This is a genomic window from Blochmannia endosymbiont of Camponotus sp., from assembly GCF_023586085.1.
Lineage (GTDB): Bacteria > Pseudomonadota > Gammaproteobacteria > Enterobacterales > Enterobacteriaceae > Blochmanniella.
Genome location: NZ_CP097757.1, coordinates 89,956 through 111,339, shown reverse-complemented (window position 1 = coordinate 111,339; position 21,384 = coordinate 89,956). Strand labels below are relative to the sequence as shown.

General features: G+C 29.3%; 16 protein-coding genes and 1 pseudogene. 16 read left to right on the top strand and 1 reads right to left on the bottom strand.

Annotation, left to right across the window (positions count from 1 at the left end):
• Positions 1-118 precede the first annotated feature (118 nt).
• Positions 119-709: an NfuA family Fe-S biogenesis protein gene (locus M9400_RS00435; RefSeq protein WP_250232482.1), complete on the bottom strand. Its 591-nt coding sequence runs from the start codon at positions 707-709 to the stop codon at positions 119-121.
• 1,481 nt (positions 710-2,190) lie between these two features.
• Here M9400_RS00435 and aroK point away from each other — a divergent pair.
• From aroK to rpoB, 16 genes and pseudogenes are all read left to right on the top strand, one after another.
• Positions 2,191-2,757 (top strand): shikimate kinase AroK, encoded by a 567-nt coding sequence (gene aroK / locus M9400_RS00430; RefSeq protein ID WP_420022270.1) that lies wholly within the window; start codon positions 2,191-2,193, stop codon positions 2,755-2,757.
• A gap of 53 nt (positions 2,758-2,810) precedes the next feature.
• Positions 2,811-3,896 carry a 3-dehydroquinate synthase gene (gene aroB / locus M9400_RS00425; protein WP_250232481.1) on the top strand — a complete coding sequence of 362 codons (1,086 nt, stop codon included), beginning with the start codon at positions 2,811-2,813 and terminating at the stop codon, positions 3,894-3,896.
• A 195-nt stretch (positions 3,897-4,091) separates the two neighbouring features.
• On the top strand, positions 4,092-4,760 hold the full coding sequence (gene rpe / locus M9400_RS00420; protein ID WP_250232480.1) for a ribulose-phosphate 3-epimerase: 669 nt from the start codon (positions 4,092-4,094) through the stop codon (positions 4,758-4,760).
• Positions 4,761-5,003: 243 nt separating this feature from the next.
• Positions 5,004-6,014, top strand: coding sequence for a tryptophan--tRNA ligase (trpS, locus tag M9400_RS00415; protein ID WP_250232673.1), 1,011 nt, complete (start codon positions 5,004-5,006; stop codon positions 6,012-6,014).
• A 183-nt stretch (positions 6,015-6,197) separates the two neighbouring features.
• Positions 6,198-6,795, top strand: a pseudogene (locus tag M9400_RS00410) (anthranilate synthase component II).
• 2,088 nt (positions 6,796-8,883) lie between these two features.
• Positions 8,884-9,255, top strand: coding sequence for a 30S ribosomal protein S12 (gene rpsL / locus M9400_RS00405; protein WP_250232479.1), 372 nt, complete (start codon positions 8,884-8,886; stop codon positions 9,253-9,255).
• A 156-nt stretch (positions 9,256-9,411) separates the two neighbouring features.
• Positions 9,412-9,882 (top strand): 30S ribosomal protein S7, encoded by a 471-nt coding sequence (gene rpsG, locus M9400_RS00400; protein ID WP_250232478.1) that lies wholly within the window; start codon positions 9,412-9,414, stop codon positions 9,880-9,882.
• Between the two features lie 183 nt (positions 9,883-10,065).
• Positions 10,066-12,180, top strand: a complete 2,115-nt coding sequence (gene fusA, locus M9400_RS00395; protein ID WP_250232477.1) for an elongation factor G — start codon at positions 10,066-10,068, stop codon at positions 12,178-12,180.
• A gap of 64 nt (positions 12,181-12,244) precedes the next feature.
• On the top strand, positions 12,245-13,429 hold the full coding sequence (gene tuf / locus M9400_RS00390; RefSeq protein WP_250232476.1) for an elongation factor Tu: 1,185 nt from the start codon (positions 12,245-12,247) through the stop codon (positions 13,427-13,429).
• A 65-nt stretch (positions 13,430-13,494) separates the two neighbouring features.
• Positions 13,495-13,872 carry a preprotein translocase subunit SecE gene (gene secE / locus M9400_RS00385; protein WP_250232475.1) on the top strand — a complete coding sequence of 126 codons (378 nt, stop codon included), beginning with the start codon at positions 13,495-13,497 and terminating at the stop codon, positions 13,870-13,872.
• Between the two features lies 1 nt (position 13,873).
• Positions 13,874-14,419: a transcription termination/antitermination protein NusG gene (gene nusG / locus M9400_RS00380; protein ID WP_250232474.1), complete on the top strand. Its 546-nt coding sequence runs from the start codon at positions 13,874-13,876 to the stop codon at positions 14,417-14,419.
• Between the two features lie 140 nt (positions 14,420-14,559).
• Positions 14,560-14,991: a 50S ribosomal protein L11 gene (rplK, locus tag M9400_RS00375; protein WP_250232473.1), complete on the top strand. Its 432-nt coding sequence runs from the start codon at positions 14,560-14,562 to the stop codon at positions 14,989-14,991.
• Positions 14,992-14,998: 7 nt separating this feature from the next.
• Entirely contained in the window at positions 14,999-15,700 is a 702-nt protein-coding gene (gene rplA, locus M9400_RS00370) for a 50S ribosomal protein L1 (RefSeq protein ID WP_250232472.1), read from the top strand.
• Between the two features lie 384 nt (positions 15,701-16,084).
• Positions 16,085-16,582, top strand: a complete 498-nt coding sequence (gene rplJ, locus M9400_RS00365; protein WP_250232471.1) for a 50S ribosomal protein L10 — start codon at positions 16,085-16,087, stop codon at positions 16,580-16,582.
• Between the two features lie 86 nt (positions 16,583-16,668).
• Entirely contained in the window at positions 16,669-17,037 is a 369-nt protein-coding gene (rplL, locus tag M9400_RS00360; protein ID WP_250232470.1) for a 50S ribosomal protein L7/L12, read from the top strand.
• A 258-nt stretch (positions 17,038-17,295) separates the two neighbouring features.
• The gene (gene rpoB / locus M9400_RS00355) at positions 17,296-21,321 is read left to right on the top strand and encodes a DNA-directed RNA polymerase subunit beta (protein WP_250232469.1); all 4,026 of its coding nucleotides are present in this window, start codon (positions 17,296-17,298) and stop codon (positions 21,319-21,321) included.
• Positions 21,322-21,384 lie beyond the last annotated feature (63 nt).

Sequence of the window (21,384 nt, the reverse complement as noted above, 5' to 3'; positions counted from 1 at the left end):
CAAACGTAAAAACAACAAACTATAAATATTCAAAATATTAAATAGATAACAATTACATAATAAATACCACAACTACTGTAGTTAAATATTTTTAAATTAAATAATAAAATGTTTATATTTAATAATAAGAATGTATGTCATGTTGATGTTGAGTAATATCCAGAACTCCTTTTAATTCTGGAAATAGGTTTTTTAGAGTAGTTTCTATACCTTCTTTTATAGTATAACTAGCCATCGCACATCCATTACATCCGCCATAAAATTTAATAACAGCTAACAGATCTTTAGTAATATGTACTAAAGATACACTACCGCCGTGCATCTCTAATTGCGGATTAATACGAAATTGTAATACATGTCTTACTTTGTCTTCTAATGAAGCACTGTTCATACTTTCTTCTGTATCATTGTATTTTTTAGTAATGTTAGGGGCCTTAATAGTAAGCTGATGGCCTAAGTCATTAACTATAATATCAATTCGTGCATCTTTAAGTAAAGAAATACACGACCGATCTACATGTATAGAGAACAATTCAAATTCAATGATCATATCACTGGATTTGAATTGTTCTGGTGAACAAAAACAAATACCGCACTCTGCGTGAACAGTACCTGGATCAACTACAAATACTCGTATCTGAGTTCCTGGGTTTTTGTTCTTTAAAATTCTGACAAAATGTTCTTGCGCTCCAGAAGTTACATTAATCATTTTATGATATACACCAATATTATTAAATAATATAAAAATACTAAAAATTTTTATTTTTACACAAAACCACTTGCATCAAGTTTATATATATTTTTATATATGTTCAATATATATTGCTATTTTTTAGCATTGATAATTAAATTATATTTATATACATAACGTACAATTAATATACTCTATATGTTTAATACAATTAAAAATTTTTAAACTATATAAATAAATTTTTTAAAATTATTCCAATAAATTTATTTCAAAATATCAAATAATATAAAGACAGCAAATTTATACAAACTTCAAATAATCATATATACATTTAGATATTCAGTATTTTAAAATAATTTACTATTCATTAAAAATAGACAACACAAAATAAAGTACAATTATATCTGTTTACTATCTAATTAGTCATCTAAAATAGAAACAATAATAGTAAAATATTTACAAATCATTAGATTTATTAATACAAAATTTATGATATTTATTATGTAGAAATAAACTACGGTGTTTACTAACATAAAACACTACATAGATATTACGTATTATAACTTACTTCCTAAAAACTCAATTCATTCTAAATAAATAAAAATGTCTATCACAATGTATAATCAACAAAAAATAAGAAATAAATTTTAATGTTAAATTTTAATGATTAAGAATTAGATCACATCCTATCTCATTTTTTGAGAAACTAATTTCACTTTATAGTAAAATAATTTAGTTATAATTTTTAAAAATTATCTATAATTATTAGAACTACATATCTTAAGATTATAAGTGCACTAAATTAGAGCAAAGCACACAACATATAAACAATTTTTTATTATTATATATTTAATTAAATTAACACATATATCTGTAACTTACAGATGTAATAATATGTAGGCTAATAATGAATATTAATTTTCGTATTTTTATATAAAATCACATATAATACAATATCAATAATTGTAATTATTGATATTGTATTAGTCATAAAAATATGAAAATATATATATACGATATTTTAAATACATTACTTATCTCCACACAACATGAGATGATCTGCTATATTTTTAACATACTAAATATAATAATTACCAAAATTTAAATAAAAATCATCTTTACAAAAAAAATAACTTAATTTTATACATGTATTTATAAAAACTAAATAAAAATAATATTTATTTTTTATATATAAGCATTGTCGACGCGAAACTAAACCCAACATATATACCTATATTTAATATATACTTATATATTGATCATTAATTTTATTGCATACTATAATAAGTAATAAGTTTCCGTATTGTATTCGAATAAATATTTGTATTACAATGGTAGCGTGTTATCATATATCAAACAATTAATAACATTATCATAATCAGTACATTATCATATACCAAACGTATATTTATAAAACCACGGTAATAAAGTACTTCATATTTTATATTGTATACTTCTAGATCAGTTGGATCTTAATACACAGCGACGAAATATATACGATGAAGCAGTTACTTTCATATAATAAAAATATATTAAAAAAACATAATATTTTTTTGATTGGACCTATGGGGGCCGGAAAAAGTACCATTGGCCGTCAATTAGCAAATCAATTAAACATGGAATTCTTTGATTCTGATCAAGAAATAGAAACTCGTACTGGTGCAAATATTAGTTGGGTTTTTGATGTGGAGGGAGAAGTTAGGTTCCGTGATCGTGAAGAAAAAATTATCAATGAACTAACAAAAAAACAGGGAATTATATTAGCTACTGGAGGTGGTTCTATTAAATCTAGCATAACACGAAATAATCTTGCTACTCGTGGGTTAGTGATATATTTAACAACAACTATTGAAAAACAATTAATTCGAACACAACACGATAAAAGACGCCCGTTATTAAGAACATCATCAATATCAGAAAATGTTCGAGAATTATTAGAAATTTTAGCTAAAGAACGAAATCCGCTATACGAAGAAATTGCAGATATAAGCATATCCACTGACGAACAAAACATTAGAATTGTCGTTAATAAAATTATTATTTTTCGTAACCAGAGCACTATATAACACCCAAAATCCTATATTAGTGATTCATTATTAAAAGTTATTATAATTTTCTTATGGAAAAAATTATCGTAAAATTACACAAACGAAGCTATCCAGTTATCATCTCAGACAAGTTATTTAATCATTTTTCATCCTTTTGGTCGCTGCATGCTGGCGATAAAGTAGTGTTAATCACCAATGATCGAGTAGCGCCAATTTACTTAAATGTATTATGTAATTTACTAGCTCATGCAGGTATTATCACTGATCAACTAATTTTACCAGATGGGGAAAAAAATAAAACTTTAATAACATTAAATAAAATATTCACTAAATTATTAACACAAAATTATGATCGCAGTACAATACTTATTGCGCTTGGTGGTGGTGTTATCGGAGATATAACTGGATTTGCTGCTGCTACATATCAACGCGGGATACGTTTTATTCAAGTCCCAACAACGTTGCTTGCACAAGTAGACGCATCTATTGGCGGAAAAACTGGGGTCAATCATGTGCTTGGAAAAAATATGATTGGAGCCTTTCACCAACCTAATGCTGTTATTATCAATTTAGATGTCTTAAATACATTAACTGTAAAAGAGTTTTCTTCTGGATTAGCTGAAATAATTAAGTATGCCGTTGCTCTTGATTCTGATTTTTTTAATTGGTTGGAATCTAATTTAGACAATTTATTAATTTTAAATGTACCATCTCTAATGTATTGTATTCGTCGTTGTTGCGAATTAAAAGCATCTATAGTTTCAATTGATGAATATGATCAAGGTATTAGAAGCTCGCTTAATCTTGGGCATACTTATGGTCATGCTATTGAATCATATTTAAATTATAAACAATGGTCTCATGGCGAGGCTGTAGCAGCAGGTATCATGTTAGCAACAAATACTGCTTTGCGTTTAAGACAACTTAGTTACAGCGCCGCAGAACGTATAAAACAGTTATTAATGCGCGCTAGGCTGCCTATACACGGCCCAAAAGAAATGACACCAAAAAATTATTTAAAATATATGACACGTGACAAAAAATCGATATCAGGACAACTTAATTTAGTTTTACCTGTCTCCATAGGATGTGTAAAGACTATTTTTAATGTAAATCATGAGTTAGTATCTCTATCTATCGAAGATACTTGTAGTTAAAACAAAATTTTTATCCTTATTTATATAGTACATAAATATATATAAAGATACTGTTGACACAAAAATAGCAATATAACCTCAATCAGAATTGGATTATTATTTAGTTCATTTAAAATAAAAATTAATAAATATAAAAATTTATTTATTTAAATTAATTTATATTTGTAGCATTATAATTTTTAATTGGAAATTTCAATGAAACGCTTTTTAATAGCTCCATCGATTTTGTCAGCTAATTTTGCCAAACTGGGAGAAGATGTAACTAATGTCATATCTGCTGGTGCAGATTTGTTACATTTTGATGTTATGGATAATCATTATGTTCCTAATTTAAGCATAGGATCCATGGTATTACAATCATTACGTAATTATGGAATTAGTATCCCTATTGATGTCCATCTAATGGCGAAGCCAATAGATCGATTAATATCAGATTTTGCTTCTGTTGGCGCAACGTATATCAGTTTTCATCCAGAAGCAACAAAACATATTGATCGATCATTACAACTAATTAAAGAACATGGATGTAAAGCGGGATTAGTTTTTAACCCTAGCACTACTCTCAATTATTTGGAATATGTGATGCATAAAATTGATATGATTATATTAATGTCAGTAAACCCTGGATTTAGCGGACAATCATTTATCCCTATGATTTTAAACAAAATAAGTCAAACACGCAAATTAATAGACAATGCCAACCATAATATTGATTTAGCAGTGGATGGAGGAATTAATATAAAAAATATACGTTCAATTTTAGAAGCTGGCGCAAACACATTCATTATGGGATCAGCTATCTTTAGGTCTCCAAATTACTACGAAACCATACACATGGTTCGCTCTATTCTATCGAATCAATAATAAAAACACTAATTAGATTATTTATTAAACAAAAAATTAAAAGAAATATCATATTTATTAAATAGTTTTTCTATTTCAGGTAAGTATTATTTGATATTCTAATATCTATAGAATAGTCTTATTTTACAGTTATGCTTTTCATATGATTGCAAACTTACATTAATATACAACTTATATTTTATATAAATCTTAATATAGTAATATATTGTTTATTTCATTTTAAAAACTATGGAAAATAGTCATATAAATAAACCAATTGTGTTTAGTGGAGCTCAACCATCAGGTCGACTGACTATTGGAAACTACATCGGGGCGATACGTCAATGGGTCAAAATGCAACATAATTATCAATGCATATATTGCATAGTAGATTTACATTCAGCTACAAACTACAATAATTTACGTCAGTTAAATAAAACATCATTAGATACACTAGCTTTATATTTAGCGTGTGGTATTGACCCGAATAATAGTACCATATTTATTCAGTCCCATGTTCCAGAACATAGTCAATTAAACTGGTTATTGAATTGTTATACATATTTTGGAGAACTAAATCGTATGAATCAATTCAAAGAAAAATTAGCACAACAAAAAGAAAGTATTAATATCGGTTTATTTAACTATCCAGTGCTAATGGCATCAGACATTCTATTATATCAAACCAATTTAGTTCCAGTAGGCTCAGATCAAAAACAACATTTAGAATTAACACGTAATATCGCTAAACGTTTTAATTATAAATATGGTACAATTTTTGTAATTCCAGAAATATGTATTCCTGTATATGGCTCTCGTATCATGTCTTTATTAGAACCAAATAAAAAAATGTCTAAATCAGATAATAATTCTAATAATATTATTACTCTTTTAGACGATATTAATACTATATCAGAAAAAATCAAACGCGCTGTTACCGATACTGATAACCCTCCAATGATTAAATATGATCCCATTAATAAACCTGGTATTTCTAATTTACTAGAGATTCTTTCTGGAATAAATGAACAACCAATAAAGTATTTAGAAAAATTGTTTAAAAAAAAACCATATTTTTATTTAAAAAATGAAGTCATTCAATCAATATCATCGATGTTGACAAAATTACAAAAACGTTATTACACTGAACGTGCTAATGAAGATAAGTTACGCTATATACTATATATGGGAGCAGAAAAAGCGCGAAAACGTGCTAATATCACCTTACAAAGGGTACATAAAGCAATGGGTTTACTCAATATTAATTATAAATAGTTAATTCTGGTATTTTATCGAAATTATTATTTTTTAAAATAACAAAAATTTTATTTTGATTATAAATCAAAATACACATAATATTTAATAATGTTATTATGTCACATTAATTATAAAACATAAACATAAGAAAAAATTATTGTATATAATTCATTAAAAATAAAATAGCATGATAAATTTATAATGAATAAAATTCTTATTATTGATAACTATGATTCCTTCACTTGGAATCTTTATCAATACTTTCAAGAAATGGGTGGTATAGTAGAAGTCAGAAGACACGATACTTTGAGTATCCTAGATATTGAACAGCTATCTCCCAAACGTTTAGTGATTTCTCCTGGACCTGGCACTCCAGATGATGCTGGTATTTCTTTAGATGCAATTTATTATTTTCATAATAAAATACCTATCCTTGGAGTATGCCTTGGTCATCAAGCTATAGCCCAATTTTTCGGAGCTAAGTTAAAATATGCACAAAAAATAATGCATGGGAAAACTTCTTTAATTCATCATAACAAAAGTGGAATATTTACTAAAGTCATACAACCTTTAAATGTAGTGCGATATCATTCCTTAGTAATAGATGCAAATACTATTCCAAGCTGCTTAGAAGTAACCGCATGGAGTAATAACACAACACATACCAATCATAAATCAATATAGTGAAATCATGGGAATACGCCATCGTGAATTAGCTATAGAAGGCGTGCAGTTCCATCCAGAAAGTATATTAAGTGAACAAGGACATCGTATCCTAGCTAACTTCATGAAGTATTAAAATTAAAATTAAGTAAATTCATTAAAAATTAATACTAAAATGGCTTATGTTTGTTTTTTCACACAAACATAAGCCATTATATCAATATTTAATACATATTAAATATTGATATAATACAATCAGATTAATTGTTTTATGCAAATTAAATAAATAATAAAACAATTAATCATCAACCATTAAAAATTAGTATGTAATTTTACATATAATTATATATTATAAAATTTTTAATTAATTTTATAGTTTTACAAAAAACCCTCATTATTACAACCACAAAAATATTTCCTTGTGCTCTTTATACAATAAGAACATAAAATATATTACAAAATAATAAACATATCTTTGCATTTGTTATTACTATATATATAAACAATAAAACATGTATTTTATAATCAATTTATATAAAATTTTAGTGTGACACCATATCTATTCCGGTCAATAATACATATACACATTATACAGTAAAACAACAATAATTTTGATAATACATAAAATGCACAACAATACACATATCATTATGTGATGATATAGCATGAAGCATATAGTAATAAATTTTTAAGTTTCAGTTTTTCTTAATCGTTCATGATAATAAAAAGATAAAAACAACTTTTAATTAAATTAAATATTTTATAATTATAAATTAAAATAAAAATTATTTTTATTTATGATAATTTTACATATCATATTTTAATAATGCATAACATAATATTTTATTTTTAAAATTATTATATACTATACACAATTTATGCATTTTATTCTGAAATTTATTCAGATACTAATAAACTACACTAATCTTCAATATTAAATTTATTCATGAAGACAAGTAATAAATTTACTCTATAAATATGAATTAATTACAAGCATTATATATGAAAATATCGTGTTATATAAAACAATAGCAAAAGTATATCAATTACTAATTTCAATAAAATTTTGTGTATGTATACAATACATAATACTCTGATAAAAAACATTATAAAAATTTAATGACAGTAAATATACAATTGTATAAAAAATGGCAGAATATAATTTATATAGGCACACAGAAATCAATAACTTTTTAATATTCATTTAAAAAAAATTAGGTTTAAAATTATTAAATGTAATTTACATTGCACTACTTTAAATCTTGTCTGTTTATATTAGAATAATCAGTATTTATTTTCAAATATCTTATTTTTACCATTATTATTTATAAAAATTTTTGATAAAGTTACACTCATATAAAATGCTCAAGGTAACTCTAATATTAAGACACATACATAATATATTTAAACAAATATATTATGTATGTGTCTTAATATACATAAACTAATATTTATTATTAATAAATTAAATACACTAAAAATTAATAATCATGCAATATACTGTCATCGTATTAAAATAGAACTGTCTTTAAAAAGGTAAAAAATTATGAAATCGTTATTTATCAAATTTATTTTGTTTATTTCTATTGTTTCCCTCGCTCTTACCGGAATTATCTACTAAACACCGAGAAGATGGTTATTTGCGATATATAATTCACTATAAATCGCATGTATGTCTATACTTTAATCATAAATTATCTTGCTTTTCATTTTATATAATCAGATGAAAATTAACAAAACTTATAATTTGTTCAATCTACTAATTTCTGTTCATATGACAGCCACAATAGCATTATAAATAAAAAATAATAAAACAGTCCAAAACCTCTCATCTTAGCAAGAAATGTTGAATTTAAAAAATAAAATAGAATAATGTTAGAATCAAATATTATGCTGTTACTATATCGTGTAATTAAGTAACTATATTATCATTATTGATGATAACATTTTCTCTTCTATTTATTGTAAATAATGAAAATTCTTATATGTTAATTTCTCAATAGTTAAATTGAAAAATAAATGTGTTGTAAATACATTTTCATATTTAAATGATTCTATATTTAGATATTAAACTGGGTGGATAATTATAGTAAATATGATATAATTCTACTTTAACTAGTAATTTAAAAATAACAGCATCGTACACTGCTCTTGCGTTTAAGTAATACTTAAGTTACATATATTTAAAATAGTTTCGATCATAAAAATATCGGAGATTTTGAAAATGACAACAGTTAATCAACTCGTTCGTAACGCACGAACTGCAAAAACTTTTAAAAGTAATGTGCCAGCATTAGAATCTTGTCCACAAAAAAGAGGAGTATGTATCCGCGTATACACTACTACTCCAAAAAAACCAAATTCTGCATTACGAAAAGTATGTCGTGTGCGTTTAACTAATGGATTAGAAGTGACTTCCTATATTGGAGGGGAAGGTCACAATTTACAGGAACATGCTTCAATTTTAATTAGAGGTGGGCGTGTTAAAGATCTACCAGGTGTCCGATATCATGTCATTCGTGGAGCTCTTGACTGCGCAGGAGTTAACTCCCGTAAGAAAAGTCGTTCTAAATATGGAACAAAAAAACCAAAATAATAATATACCAAAAAATATGACGGTTCCCTTTTTTATTTTTTGACTTAAGTTAAGTTTCAAACATAAGGCACAATCAGTCAACCGTAATTGTAATACTATAACAGTTAATTTTATGTTTATATATGATATCAATTAATTAAAGAGGAATTATAATTCATGCCACGCCGTCGCGTCGTTATAAAACGAAATATTCTCCCGGATCCAAAATTTGGATCCGATCTATTAGCAAAATTTATCAATCTATTAATGTTAAACGGGAAAAAATCTATTGCAGAAACAATAGTATATTCCTCGTTAGATATTCTATTCAAACGATCAAATAAAGATTGTTTAGAAACATTCGAAATAGCTATAAATAATGTACGTCCAATTGTAGAAGTAAAATCTAGACGTGTTGGAGGTTCTACTTATCAAGTACCAGTAGAAGTTCGTCTTGTACGTAGAAATACTCTAGCAATGAGGTGGATTATTGAAGCTGCTCGCAAAAGAAATGATAACTCTATGGAGTTACGTTTAGCAAATGAATTTTTAGATGCTATAGAAGGCAAAGGACATGCTGTTAAAAAACGTGAAGAAATACATCGTATCGCAGAATCCAATAAGGCTTTTGCTCATTATCGTTGGTAATTGCATCTCAATCATACTAATATACACAAAATATGATATCATTTAATTTTAAAAACTCTTAACAATTATTCGACTATTAAGTCTTATTTATCTTAAATATACTTAAAATCACTTAGAAACAGTATTTTTCAAATATAATAGACATTACTGTTGAAATAATAACAAATATTATTGAGGATATTAATGACTCGTGTAACACCGATTGTACGGTATCGTAATATTGGAATAAGCGCACATATTGACGCTGGAAAAACTACTACAACTGAACGAATTTTGTTTTATACAGGTGTAAATCATAAAATTGGAGAAGTACATACTGGTTCTGCAACTATGGACTGGATGGAACAAGAACAAGAACGAGGAATAACAATTACGTCTGCAGCTACTACATGTTTTTGGTCAGGTATGGCTAATCAATTCGACTCACACCGTATTAATATAATAGATACTCCAGGACATGTTGATTTTACCATTGAAGTAGAACGCTCTATGCGTGTACTTGACGGTGCAGTAATGATTTACTGTGCCGTAGGCGGAGTACAGCCTCAATCTGAAACTGTATGGCGTCAAGCAAATAAATATAAAGTGCCACGTATTGCGTTTATAAATAAAATGGATCGAGTAGGCGCGGATTATCTACGAGTTGTAGAACAATTAAAAACTAGATTGCTTGCTAATCCTGTACCTATTCAATTAGCTGTAGGTTCAGAAGAAAAATTTACTGGAGTTATCGATCTAATCAAAATGAAAGCGATTCATTGGAATGAAGCTGATCAAGGCGTCACTTTTGTTTACAGCAAAATACCTGAAAATTTAATAGAATTATCAGATATATGGCACAAGCATTTAATAGAATCTGCTGTTGAAGAATCTGAAGAGTTGATGGATAAATATTTGTCCAACAGACACCAATTAACAGAACAAGAAATTAAACAAGCATTACGTCGAAGAGTATTAAATAATGAAATTATACTAGTAACATGCGGATCTGCTTTTAAAAATAAAGGAGTACAAGCAATGTTAGATGCTGTTGTAGAATATTTACCATCTCCAAGCGACGTAACATCTATTACAGGTGTATTAAAAGACGGATCTACTCAAATTAAACGCCATGCTAATGATAATGAACCGTTTTCAGCTTTAGCATTTAAAATAGCTACCGATCCATTTGTAGGAAACTTAACTTTTTTTCGAGTATACTCAGGCGTAGTAAGTTCTGGAGATAATGTATTAAACCCTATAAAAGAAAAACGTGAACGATTCGGTCGCATTGTACAAATGCATGCAAATAAAAGAGAAGAAATTAAAGCTGTTCATGCAGGAGATATTGCTGCAGCTATTGGTCTAAAAGATGTCGATACTGGAGATACCTTGTGTGACCCATCCTCACCAATTATTCTTGAACGTATGGAATTTCCAGAACCAGTTATTTCTGTAATGGTCGAAGCTAAAACTAAAGCAGATCAAGATAAAATGAGTTTAGCTTTAAATCGTCTAGCTCAAGAAGATCCATCGTTTCGTGTATGGATTGATAAAGACTCTGGTCAAACTATTATTGCCGGAATGGGTGAGTTGCATTTAGAAATTCTTGTAGAACGTATGAGAAGAGAATTTAATGTTGAAGCTAACGTAGGAAAACCTCAAGTTGCATACCGTGAAACCATCCGTAGTAGTGTAACACAAGAAGGTAAATTTATTCGCCAATCAGGAGGTAGAGGTCAATTCGGTCATGTTTGGTTGCGTATCGAACCTATGCATACAAAAGACGAAGAAAATTATAAATTTTTAAATAAAATTGTAGGAGGTGCTGTACCTAAAGAATATATACCTGCTGTAGATAAAGGCGTACAAGAACAAATAAGCAATGGCATTCTTGCAGGATATCCAATTGTAGATATTTGTGTAACTATTTTTGATGGTTCTTATCACGAAGTTGACTCTTCAGAAATAGCATTTAAAATAGCAGGGTCTATAGCATTTAAAGAAGGATTTATGAAAGCCAATCCTGTATTGTTAGAACCTATTATGCATGTAGAAATTGAAACACCCGAAGATTATATGGGAGATGTTATTGCAGATTTAAATCGTCGCCGAGGTATAATTAGTGGTTTAGAAAATTCTACAATTGGTGGGAAGATAATTTGCGCCCAAGTTCCTTTATCAGACATGTTTGGTTATGCTACTAGTTTACGTTCACAAACTCAAGGGCGCGCTTGTTATTCTATGGAATTTTTAAAATATAATGAAGTACCTAACAATATTGCTCAAATTATTATCAATTCTCGTCAAACTAAATAATAATAAATAATATTTAGATTCAATCGTTTTTGAAAAAACTATAAAAGATCTAAGGAGTTTAGAAGTGTCCAAAGAAAAATTTAAACGCATAAAACCACATATTAATGTAGGAACCATTGGTCATGTAGACCACGGGAAAACTACTCTAACCGCCGCTATAACTACTATTTTATCTAAACATTATGGCGGATGTGCACGTGCTTTCGATCAAATTGATAATGCTCCGGAAGAAAAAGCACGAGGAATTACCATAAATACTTCCCATGTTGAGTATGATACTGCACATCGACATTACGCACATGTAGATTGCCCTGGTCATGCTGATTATGTAAAAAACATGATTACTGGGGCTGCACAAATGGATGGAGCAATATTAGTAGTAGCTGCCACTGATGGACCTATGCCACAAACTCGTGAGCATATTTTATTAGCCAGGCAAGTGGGAGTTCCTCACATAATTGTATTTATGAATAAATGCGATATGGTTGATGATGAAGAATTATTAGAATTAGTTGAAATGGAAATGCGAGAATTACTATCCCAATATGACTTTCCAGGAGATAATACACCAATTATTCGTGGTTCTGCTTTAAAAGCATTAGAGGAAGAAGAAATATGGTCTAATAAAATTTTAGAATTAGCAGATGTATTAGACAATTATATTCCAGAGCCCAAACGATCTGTAGACCAACCATTTTTATTACCCATTGAAGATGTTTTTTCTATTTCTGGCCGAGGTACAGTCGTAACGGGCCGTATTGAACGTGGTGTTATAAAAGTAGGAGAAGAAATGGAAATTGTCGGTATAAAAAATACTATAAAAACCACATGCACTGGAGTAGAAATGTTCAGAAAGTTATTAGACGAAGGACGTGCTGGAGAAAATGTTGGTATTTTGTTACGTGGCACTAAACGTGATGAAGTAGAACGTGGTCAGGTATTATCTAAGCCTGGATATATCAAACCTCATTCTCATTTTGAATCAGAAGTATATATTCTTAATAAAGATGAAGGAGGAAGACACACGCCATTTTTTAAAGGTTATCGTCCTCAGTTTTATTTTCGTACCACAGATGTCACTGGCACCATTGAATTACCAGAAGGAGTAGAGATGGTAATGCCTGGAGACAATATTAAAATGATTGTTAATTTAATTTCTCCAATAGCTATGAATGATGGCCTTCGATTCGCTATTAGAGAAGGCGGCCGTACCATAGGGGCTGGAATTGTATCTAAAATTATATCTTAATTGCACAATGTGACAAATACAGTTGTATTATAGTTATATTTATAAAAATGTAGTAATGTGTTGGTATGCATATAGAAAATAAAAATAAAAAAAATACGTATATATTAGAAGTAACTAAATGGATTAGTATTATAGGATTAGTATCCACGTCTATCATTGGAAACTACTTATACCGTGATTATAATGCTTTCGTGAGAGGCGCAGTAATTTTTATTATCATTACTGCTGTTACGTACATTGCTTCAACCACTAAAATAGGAAAACTAATAGTTATATTTGGAAATGATTCACGCACTGAATTACGAAAAGTAGTGTGGCCTACTTACCGAGATGGATTCAATACTACCTTAATTGTAATAGGAGTGACTATAGTCATATCATTATTATTATGGGGATTAGATACTATTTTAGTCCATCTGATATCATTTAGTCTGAGGTTATAATATGACTGATATTTTAAAAAAACATTGGTATGTTATTCAAGCGTTTTCTGGGTTTGAAAATCGTGTAGCTCATTCTTTACGTGAGTACATTAAACTACACAATATGGACACAATGTTTGGTGAAATCATGATCCCAACAGAAGAGGTAGTAGAAATGCGAGCTGGACAACGTAGAAAAAGCGAACGTAAATTTTTTCCTGGTTACGTATTAGTACAAATGATAATGAATGATTCTAGTTGGCATTTAGTAAAAAGTGTTCCACGTGTTATGGGTTTCGTTGGAGGGACATGCGATAAGCCTGCTCCTATTGGGGATAAAGAAGTTAATGACATTATTCATCGACTACAGCAAATAGGAGATAAACCCCGTCCCAAAACATTATTTGAACCTGGAGAACTTATCCGAGTTAGCGATGGCCCTTTTTCTGATTTTAATGCTGTAGTAGAAGAAGTAGATTATGAAAAAAATCGCTTAAAAGTATCAGTTTCTATCTTTGGACGAGCTACTCCGGTAGAATTAGATTTTTCTCAAGTTGAAAAATCTTAATTATACAAAATTATATATTACAAGAATTACACATTTGAATGTATACGATAAAAATGGTTATTATTTTCTATCTACAGTTACATAATAACGAATATAAATAAAAACAAAATATTATTAACTTTATTGCTAGGACAATGAATATGGTTAAAAAAAAAGTACAAGCCTATATTAGGCTACAAATTTCCGCTGGAGCTGCTAATCCTAGTCCTCCTGTTGGACCCGCTTTAGGCCAACAAGGCGTTAATATTATGGAATTTTGCAAAGAATTTAATGCAAAAACTGGAAAACTCGAAACAGGACTACCGATTCCAGTCGTCATTACTGTTTATACCGATCGTTCTTTTTCATTTATTACTAAAACCCCTCCCGCTTCGATATTATTAAAAAAAGCTGCAAGTATTCAATCTGGATCCGAAAAACCAAATACAATAAATATTGGTAAAGTATCACGTACTCAAATTTATGAAATTGCAAAAATTAAAGCTGTTGATATGACAGGTTCTAATATAGAATCAATATCACGTTCTATCATAGGTACAGCTCATTCTATGGGGCTAAAAGTGGAAGATTAATAAAAATATGGGTAAATTAAGCAAAAGAATGCGTATAACGCAAAATTACGCAGATACATCTATACAATATTCTGCAATTGATGGATTGCAATTATTAAAAAAAATTACAAAAGTTAAATTTATTGAAAGTGTTGATGTCGCTATTAATCTAGGAATTGATGCACGTAAATCTGATCAAAACGTACGCAGCCATGTAATTTTGCCACATGGTATTGGTCGTGATATTCATATTGCTGTTTTTACACAAGGAGATAATATTTTATTAGCTAAAAATGCTGGGGCTGATTTAGTTGGACTAAATGATTTGTCTGATAAAATAAAAACAGGAAAATACCGACTAGATGTAGTTATCGCATCTCCTGATGTAATGCATATAGTAAGTAAATTGGGCCCCATTTTAGGACCTAAAGGTTTAATGCCAAATCTTAAAATGGGCACTATATCTAATAATATAGAAGAATCAGTTAAAAATATTAAACTAGGGCAGATACGTTACAAAAATGACAAAAATGGCATTATTCATTCTACCATTGGTAAAATTAATTTTGATGTCATAAAACTAAAGGAAAATTTAGAAGCATTAATAGTATCTTTAAAACAAGCTAAACCAGTTATGTTTAAAGGAACATATATTAAAAAGATAACCCTTTCTACCACTATGAGTAAATCTATATCTATTGATCAAAATACTCTGTATATTACACATTGACTGTGACATTCATATGTTTTTATTAATAGATTCTTTACATGATTTACAAATTAGTCTAAACTCTGTCAGGTTGGTGTGTTTATGATTGCAGTTTTAAATATATTAGGTTTTAATTTAAATTATATAATTTTATCTAAAATGATTTGATGAATGTTAAACGTGCGATATAATATTTGTAACACAGTTATCGTTACGATGAAATAAGGTCATATGCTTTCTTACTTCATCTTATAAAGAAAATAATTTTCTTATAAAAACATTTCGTTTAACATTTTAGTACTGCGATCTCTAACATAAATATTTATCTTTCTCTATATTTATGTCTGAAGTTAATATTGCTAATATGTAGTAAATATATATTAAATTAAATCAAGGTGTTGTTTTATGGCATTAAGCCTGCAAAAAAAAGAAGCAATTGTTTGTAAAATACACGAAACAGCTAAAAAATCTTTGTCAGCAGTAGTAGCTTCTCTAGATGGTGTTACTGTAAATGAAGTAACCAATTTACGAAAAGAAGCGCGTGATCTTGCAGTCTGCGTACATGTTGTTCGTAATACGTTAATGCGGAAAGTAATAAAGAATACGTCTTTTTCATGTTTGCAAGATATTTTAACTGGACAAAACATTATCGCGTTTTCTGTACATCAACCTCGTGATTCTGCGCGTGTTTTCGTAAAATTTAATAAAAGTCATAAGCATTTTAAAATAAAGGGTGCGGCTTTTGAAGGTAAATTTATTCCCGCATTGAAAATTAATCTATTATCTGATTTACCCAATCATGAAGAAGCTATTTCCAGATTAATGACAATTATGAAAACAAGTAGTACGGGAAATTTAATACGAGTCTTATACGTATTATCTAATCAAAAAATCAAATTATAATTTAATAAAAATATTATAAATATTTTTATTAAATTATAATTTGATTATGTAATTCTCTTTAATATTTTATATTTTTGGAAATTTTTATGTCTCTCACAAAAGAACAAATTTTAGATGCTATTTCCAATATGTCTGTTATGGAAATAGTTAAATTAACTTCCATGATAGAAGAAAAATTTGGAGTGTCTGCTGCTTCGTTAGCCACTGTTGAACCTAATGTATCAGAGCCAGTCGTAAAAGAACAAACTGAATTTAACGTTTTTTTAACTGCTATTGGTAGTAACAAAATTCCCGTCATTAAAACTGTACGCAGTATTACTGGGCTAGGACTAAAAGAAGCAAAAGAATTAGTAGAATCTGCACCCGTAATTTTAAAAGAATCAATAAATAAAAGTGATGCTGAAACTTTAAAAAAGACTTTAGAAACAGCAGGTGCAACTGTTGAAATTAAGTAAAAATAAATCAATAATAATAAATTATTAGTTATTAGCTATATGGACCTTGTTTTATTAAAATAAAACGATGTTTAATTTTAAACAACATAAAATTATGATGTCTCGATGTTGTATATATTTCAATTGCAAAAGCACACAAATATTTTTATATATATCAGTCTACGTCTAAAATAGAATATATACTCACTATATGTTATTTATATAGTGGCTAACTTATTTCTTGAAAAAATCATCCATATTAACTAATCGAGGAACTTTATGGTGTATTCCTATACTGAAAAGAAACGTATTCGTAAAGACTTTGGAAAACGTCCTCAAGTTTTAGATATTCCATATCTTCTTTCTATTCAGCTTGATTCCTTTCAAAAATTTATTAGGCATGATCCAGAAAGGCAATGTGGACTAGAAGCAGCCTTTCGATCCGTTTTCCCTATTAAAAGCTATAACGGTAATGCTGAGCTAAGATATATTAAATATCGATTAGGAGAGCCTACATTTGACGTAAAAGAATGTCAAACACGTGGTATCACATTTTCAGCGCCGTTACGTGTACGTCTGTGTTTAATTATTTATGAACGTGATGGATTAAATAACATAATAAAAAATACCAAGGAGCAAGAAGTATATATGGGTGAAATTCCGCTTATGACCGATAACGGTACTTTTATTATTAATGGCATTGAACGAGTCATTGTATCTCAATTACATAGAAGCCCTGGCGTATTTTTCGACAGTGATAAAGGTAAGACACATTCCTCTGGAAAAGTATTATATAATGCACGAATTATCCCATACCGAGGATCTTGGTTAGATTTTGAATTTGATCTGAAAGATAATTTATTTGTACGAATTGATAGACGACGTAAATTACCAGTAACAGTGATATTGCGTGCTTTAAATTATACTACTGATCAAATTTTAAATATATTCTTTAATAAAGTAATATATGAAATTCAAAATAACACATTATATATGCATCTAATACCTGAAAGATTGCGTGGCGAAACAGTATCTTTTGACATTGTTGTCAATGACATTACATATGTAAAAAAAGGACGTCGTATTACCGCTAAGCATATTCATCAATTAAAAAAAGACAATATTTCAAAAATTGAAATACCCATAGATTATATACTTGGTAAAGTTGTTATAAAAGACTATGTTGATAAAAATACGAATACACTTATTGTTTCAGCTAATACAGAAATATCCGCTGATGTATTACATAACTTAATTCAATCAGGATATAAGTCCATAGAAACATTATTTAGCAATGATCTCGATTATGGTAATTATATTTCTGAAACCTTGCGTATTGATACAACCACCAATAGATTTGACGCATTAATAGAAATTTATCGTGTAATGCGTCCAGGAGAACCACCAACTAAAGAAGCCGCTGAATATTTGTTTGAAAACTTATTTTTCTCAGAAGAACGTTATGACTTGTCTGCTGTAGGTAGAATGAAATTCAATCGTTCATTGCAACGAGTAAAAATAGAAGATTTAGGAATATTAAAAAAAGACGATATTGTTGATGTAATTAAAAAACTAATCGATATTAGAAATGGTAAGGGAGATATAGATGACATTGATCATTTAGGCAATCGACGTATTCGATCTGTAGGCGAGATGGCAGAAAATCAATTTAGAATCGGATTAGTTAGGGTAGAACGTGCAGTAAAAGAACGATTATCTTTAGGTGACTTAGATACGTTAACTCCTCAAGATTTGATTAATGCTAAACCAATTTCAGCTGCAGTAAGGGAATTTTTTACTTCTAGTCAATTATCTCAATTTATGGATCAAAATAATCCATTATCAGAAATTACCCACAAGCGTCGCATATCCGCCTTAGGGCCAGGAGGTTTAACTAGAGAACGTGCAGGATTTGAAGTACGTGATGTCCATCCTACACATTATGGTCGAGTCTGTCCCATAGAAACTCCAGAAGGACCAAATATAGGTCTAATTAACTCATTATCTGTATACGCTCGAGCTAATGAATACGGATTTTTAGAAACTCCATATCGTAAAGTTCAAAATGGTGTCGTCAGTAATGATATTCATTATTTGTCTGCAATCGAAGAAAGTAATTTTGTTATCGCTCAAGCAAATACAAACTTATCCTCGATAGGAGAATTTGTTAACGATTTAGTAACCTGTAGAAATAAAGGTGAATCTGGTCTTTTTAAAAAAGATCAAGTTGATTACATGGATGTCTCTACACAACAAATAGTATCAGTTGCTGCCTCATTAATTCCTTTTTTAGAACATGATGATGCCAATCGTGCTCTTATGGGTGCAAATATGCAACGTCAAGCTGTTCCTGTCTTATGCAGTGAAAAACCATTAGTAGGAACTGGAATGGAACGTGCAGTTGCCATAGATTCCGGTGTCACCGTAATAGCTAAACGTGGTGGTATCGTTAAATATGTAGATGCATCACGTATTATAATACATGTTAATAAAAACGAAACACATGATGAAGAATCAGGAATTGATATCTATCACTTAATAAAATATATTCGATCAAATCAAAATACTTGTATAAATCAACGACCTTGTGTGTCTTTAGAAGAATCAATAGAACGTGGAGATGTAATAGCAGATGGGCCATCTACTGATTTAGGAGAGTTAGCTTTAGGACAAAATATGCGAATTGCCTTTATGCCTTGGAATGGATACAATTTTGAAGACTCAATGTTAGTTTCAGAACGTGTAGTACAAGAAGATAGATTTACAAGTATACATATCCAAGAATTAACCTGTATATCCCGTGATACTAAATTAGGCCCTGAAGAAATTACAGCTGATATTCCAAATGTAGGAGAAACGGCGTTATCTAAACTAGATGAATCTGGGATTATTTATATCGGAGCAGAGGTAATAGGAGGAGACATTCTCGTTGGAAAAGTTACGCCTAAAGGAGAAACTCAATTAACACCAGAAGAAAAACTACTGCGTGCTATTTTCGGCGAAAAAGCCTCCGATGTAAAGGATTCATCCTTACGAGTTCCTAATGGAGTATGCGGTACTATAATTGATGTACAAATATTTACTAGAGATGGTGTTAAAAAAGACAACCGATCATTAACGATTGAATCTGATAAATTAAAACAAGTAAAAAAAGATTTAAACGAAGAATTCCAAATTTTTGAATCAGCCTTATTTGATCGAGTTTATGATATATTAATTACGAGTGGGATCGAAAAAGAAAAATTAATTAAAATTAACCGTAATTCTTGGTTAAATCTGATACTATCAGACACGAAAAAACAATACCAACTATCCCAATTAACTAAACAATATTTTAATTTAAAACGTATGTTTGAAAAAAAAACAGAAATTCAGCATCGTAAAATTACTCAGGGAGATGAATTAGCTCCTGGTATATTAAAAATAGTTAAAGTATATTTAGCCGTGAAACGTCAAATACAACCTGGAGATAAAATGGCAGGGCGACATGGAAATAAAGGTGTAATTTCAAAAATTAATCCTATTGAAGACATGCCATATGACCAGAATGGAATACCAATAGATATCGTACTCAATCCTCTTGGCGTACCATCCCGAATGAATATTGGTCAAATCTTAGAAACCCATCTTGGTATGGCCGCGAAAGGTATTGGAGATAAAATAAACTTCATGTTACAAAAATACAAAGAAATAAATCAATTGAGAAAATTTATTCAAGAAGCATATGATTTAGGAAAAGGATTGCGGCAACACATTGATCTTAACAAATTTTCAGACGAAGAAATATTACAATTAGCTAAGAATTTAAAGAAAGGAATACCCATTGCTACTCCAGTATTTGACGGAGCTACAGAAAAGGAAATTAAAGATCTTTTAGAATTATCTGGATTGCCAACTTCTGGTCAAATTACATTATTTGATGGATGCACAGGAGAAGTATTTGAAAGAAAAGTTACTGTAGGTTATATGTACATGTTGAAATTAAATCACTTAGTAGATGATAAGATGCACGCACGTTCTACCGGGTCCTATAGTTTAGTAACACAACAACCATTAGGAGGAAAGGCTCAATTTGGTGGGCAACGTTTCGGTGAAATGGAAGTATGGGCATTGGAAGCTTATGGAGCATCGTATACCCTACAAGAAATGTTAACAGTGAAATCAGATGATGTAAATGGACGTACTAGAATGTATAAAAATATTGTTGATGGGAATCATATAATGGACCCTGGTATGCCCGAGTCTTTCAACGTTTTATTAAAAGAAATTCGTTCTTTAGCAATTAACATTGAATTAGAAGATTAATATTTAAATTTAAAATCTATATAATAAATTTATTATTATATACTCATATAATATTTATACATT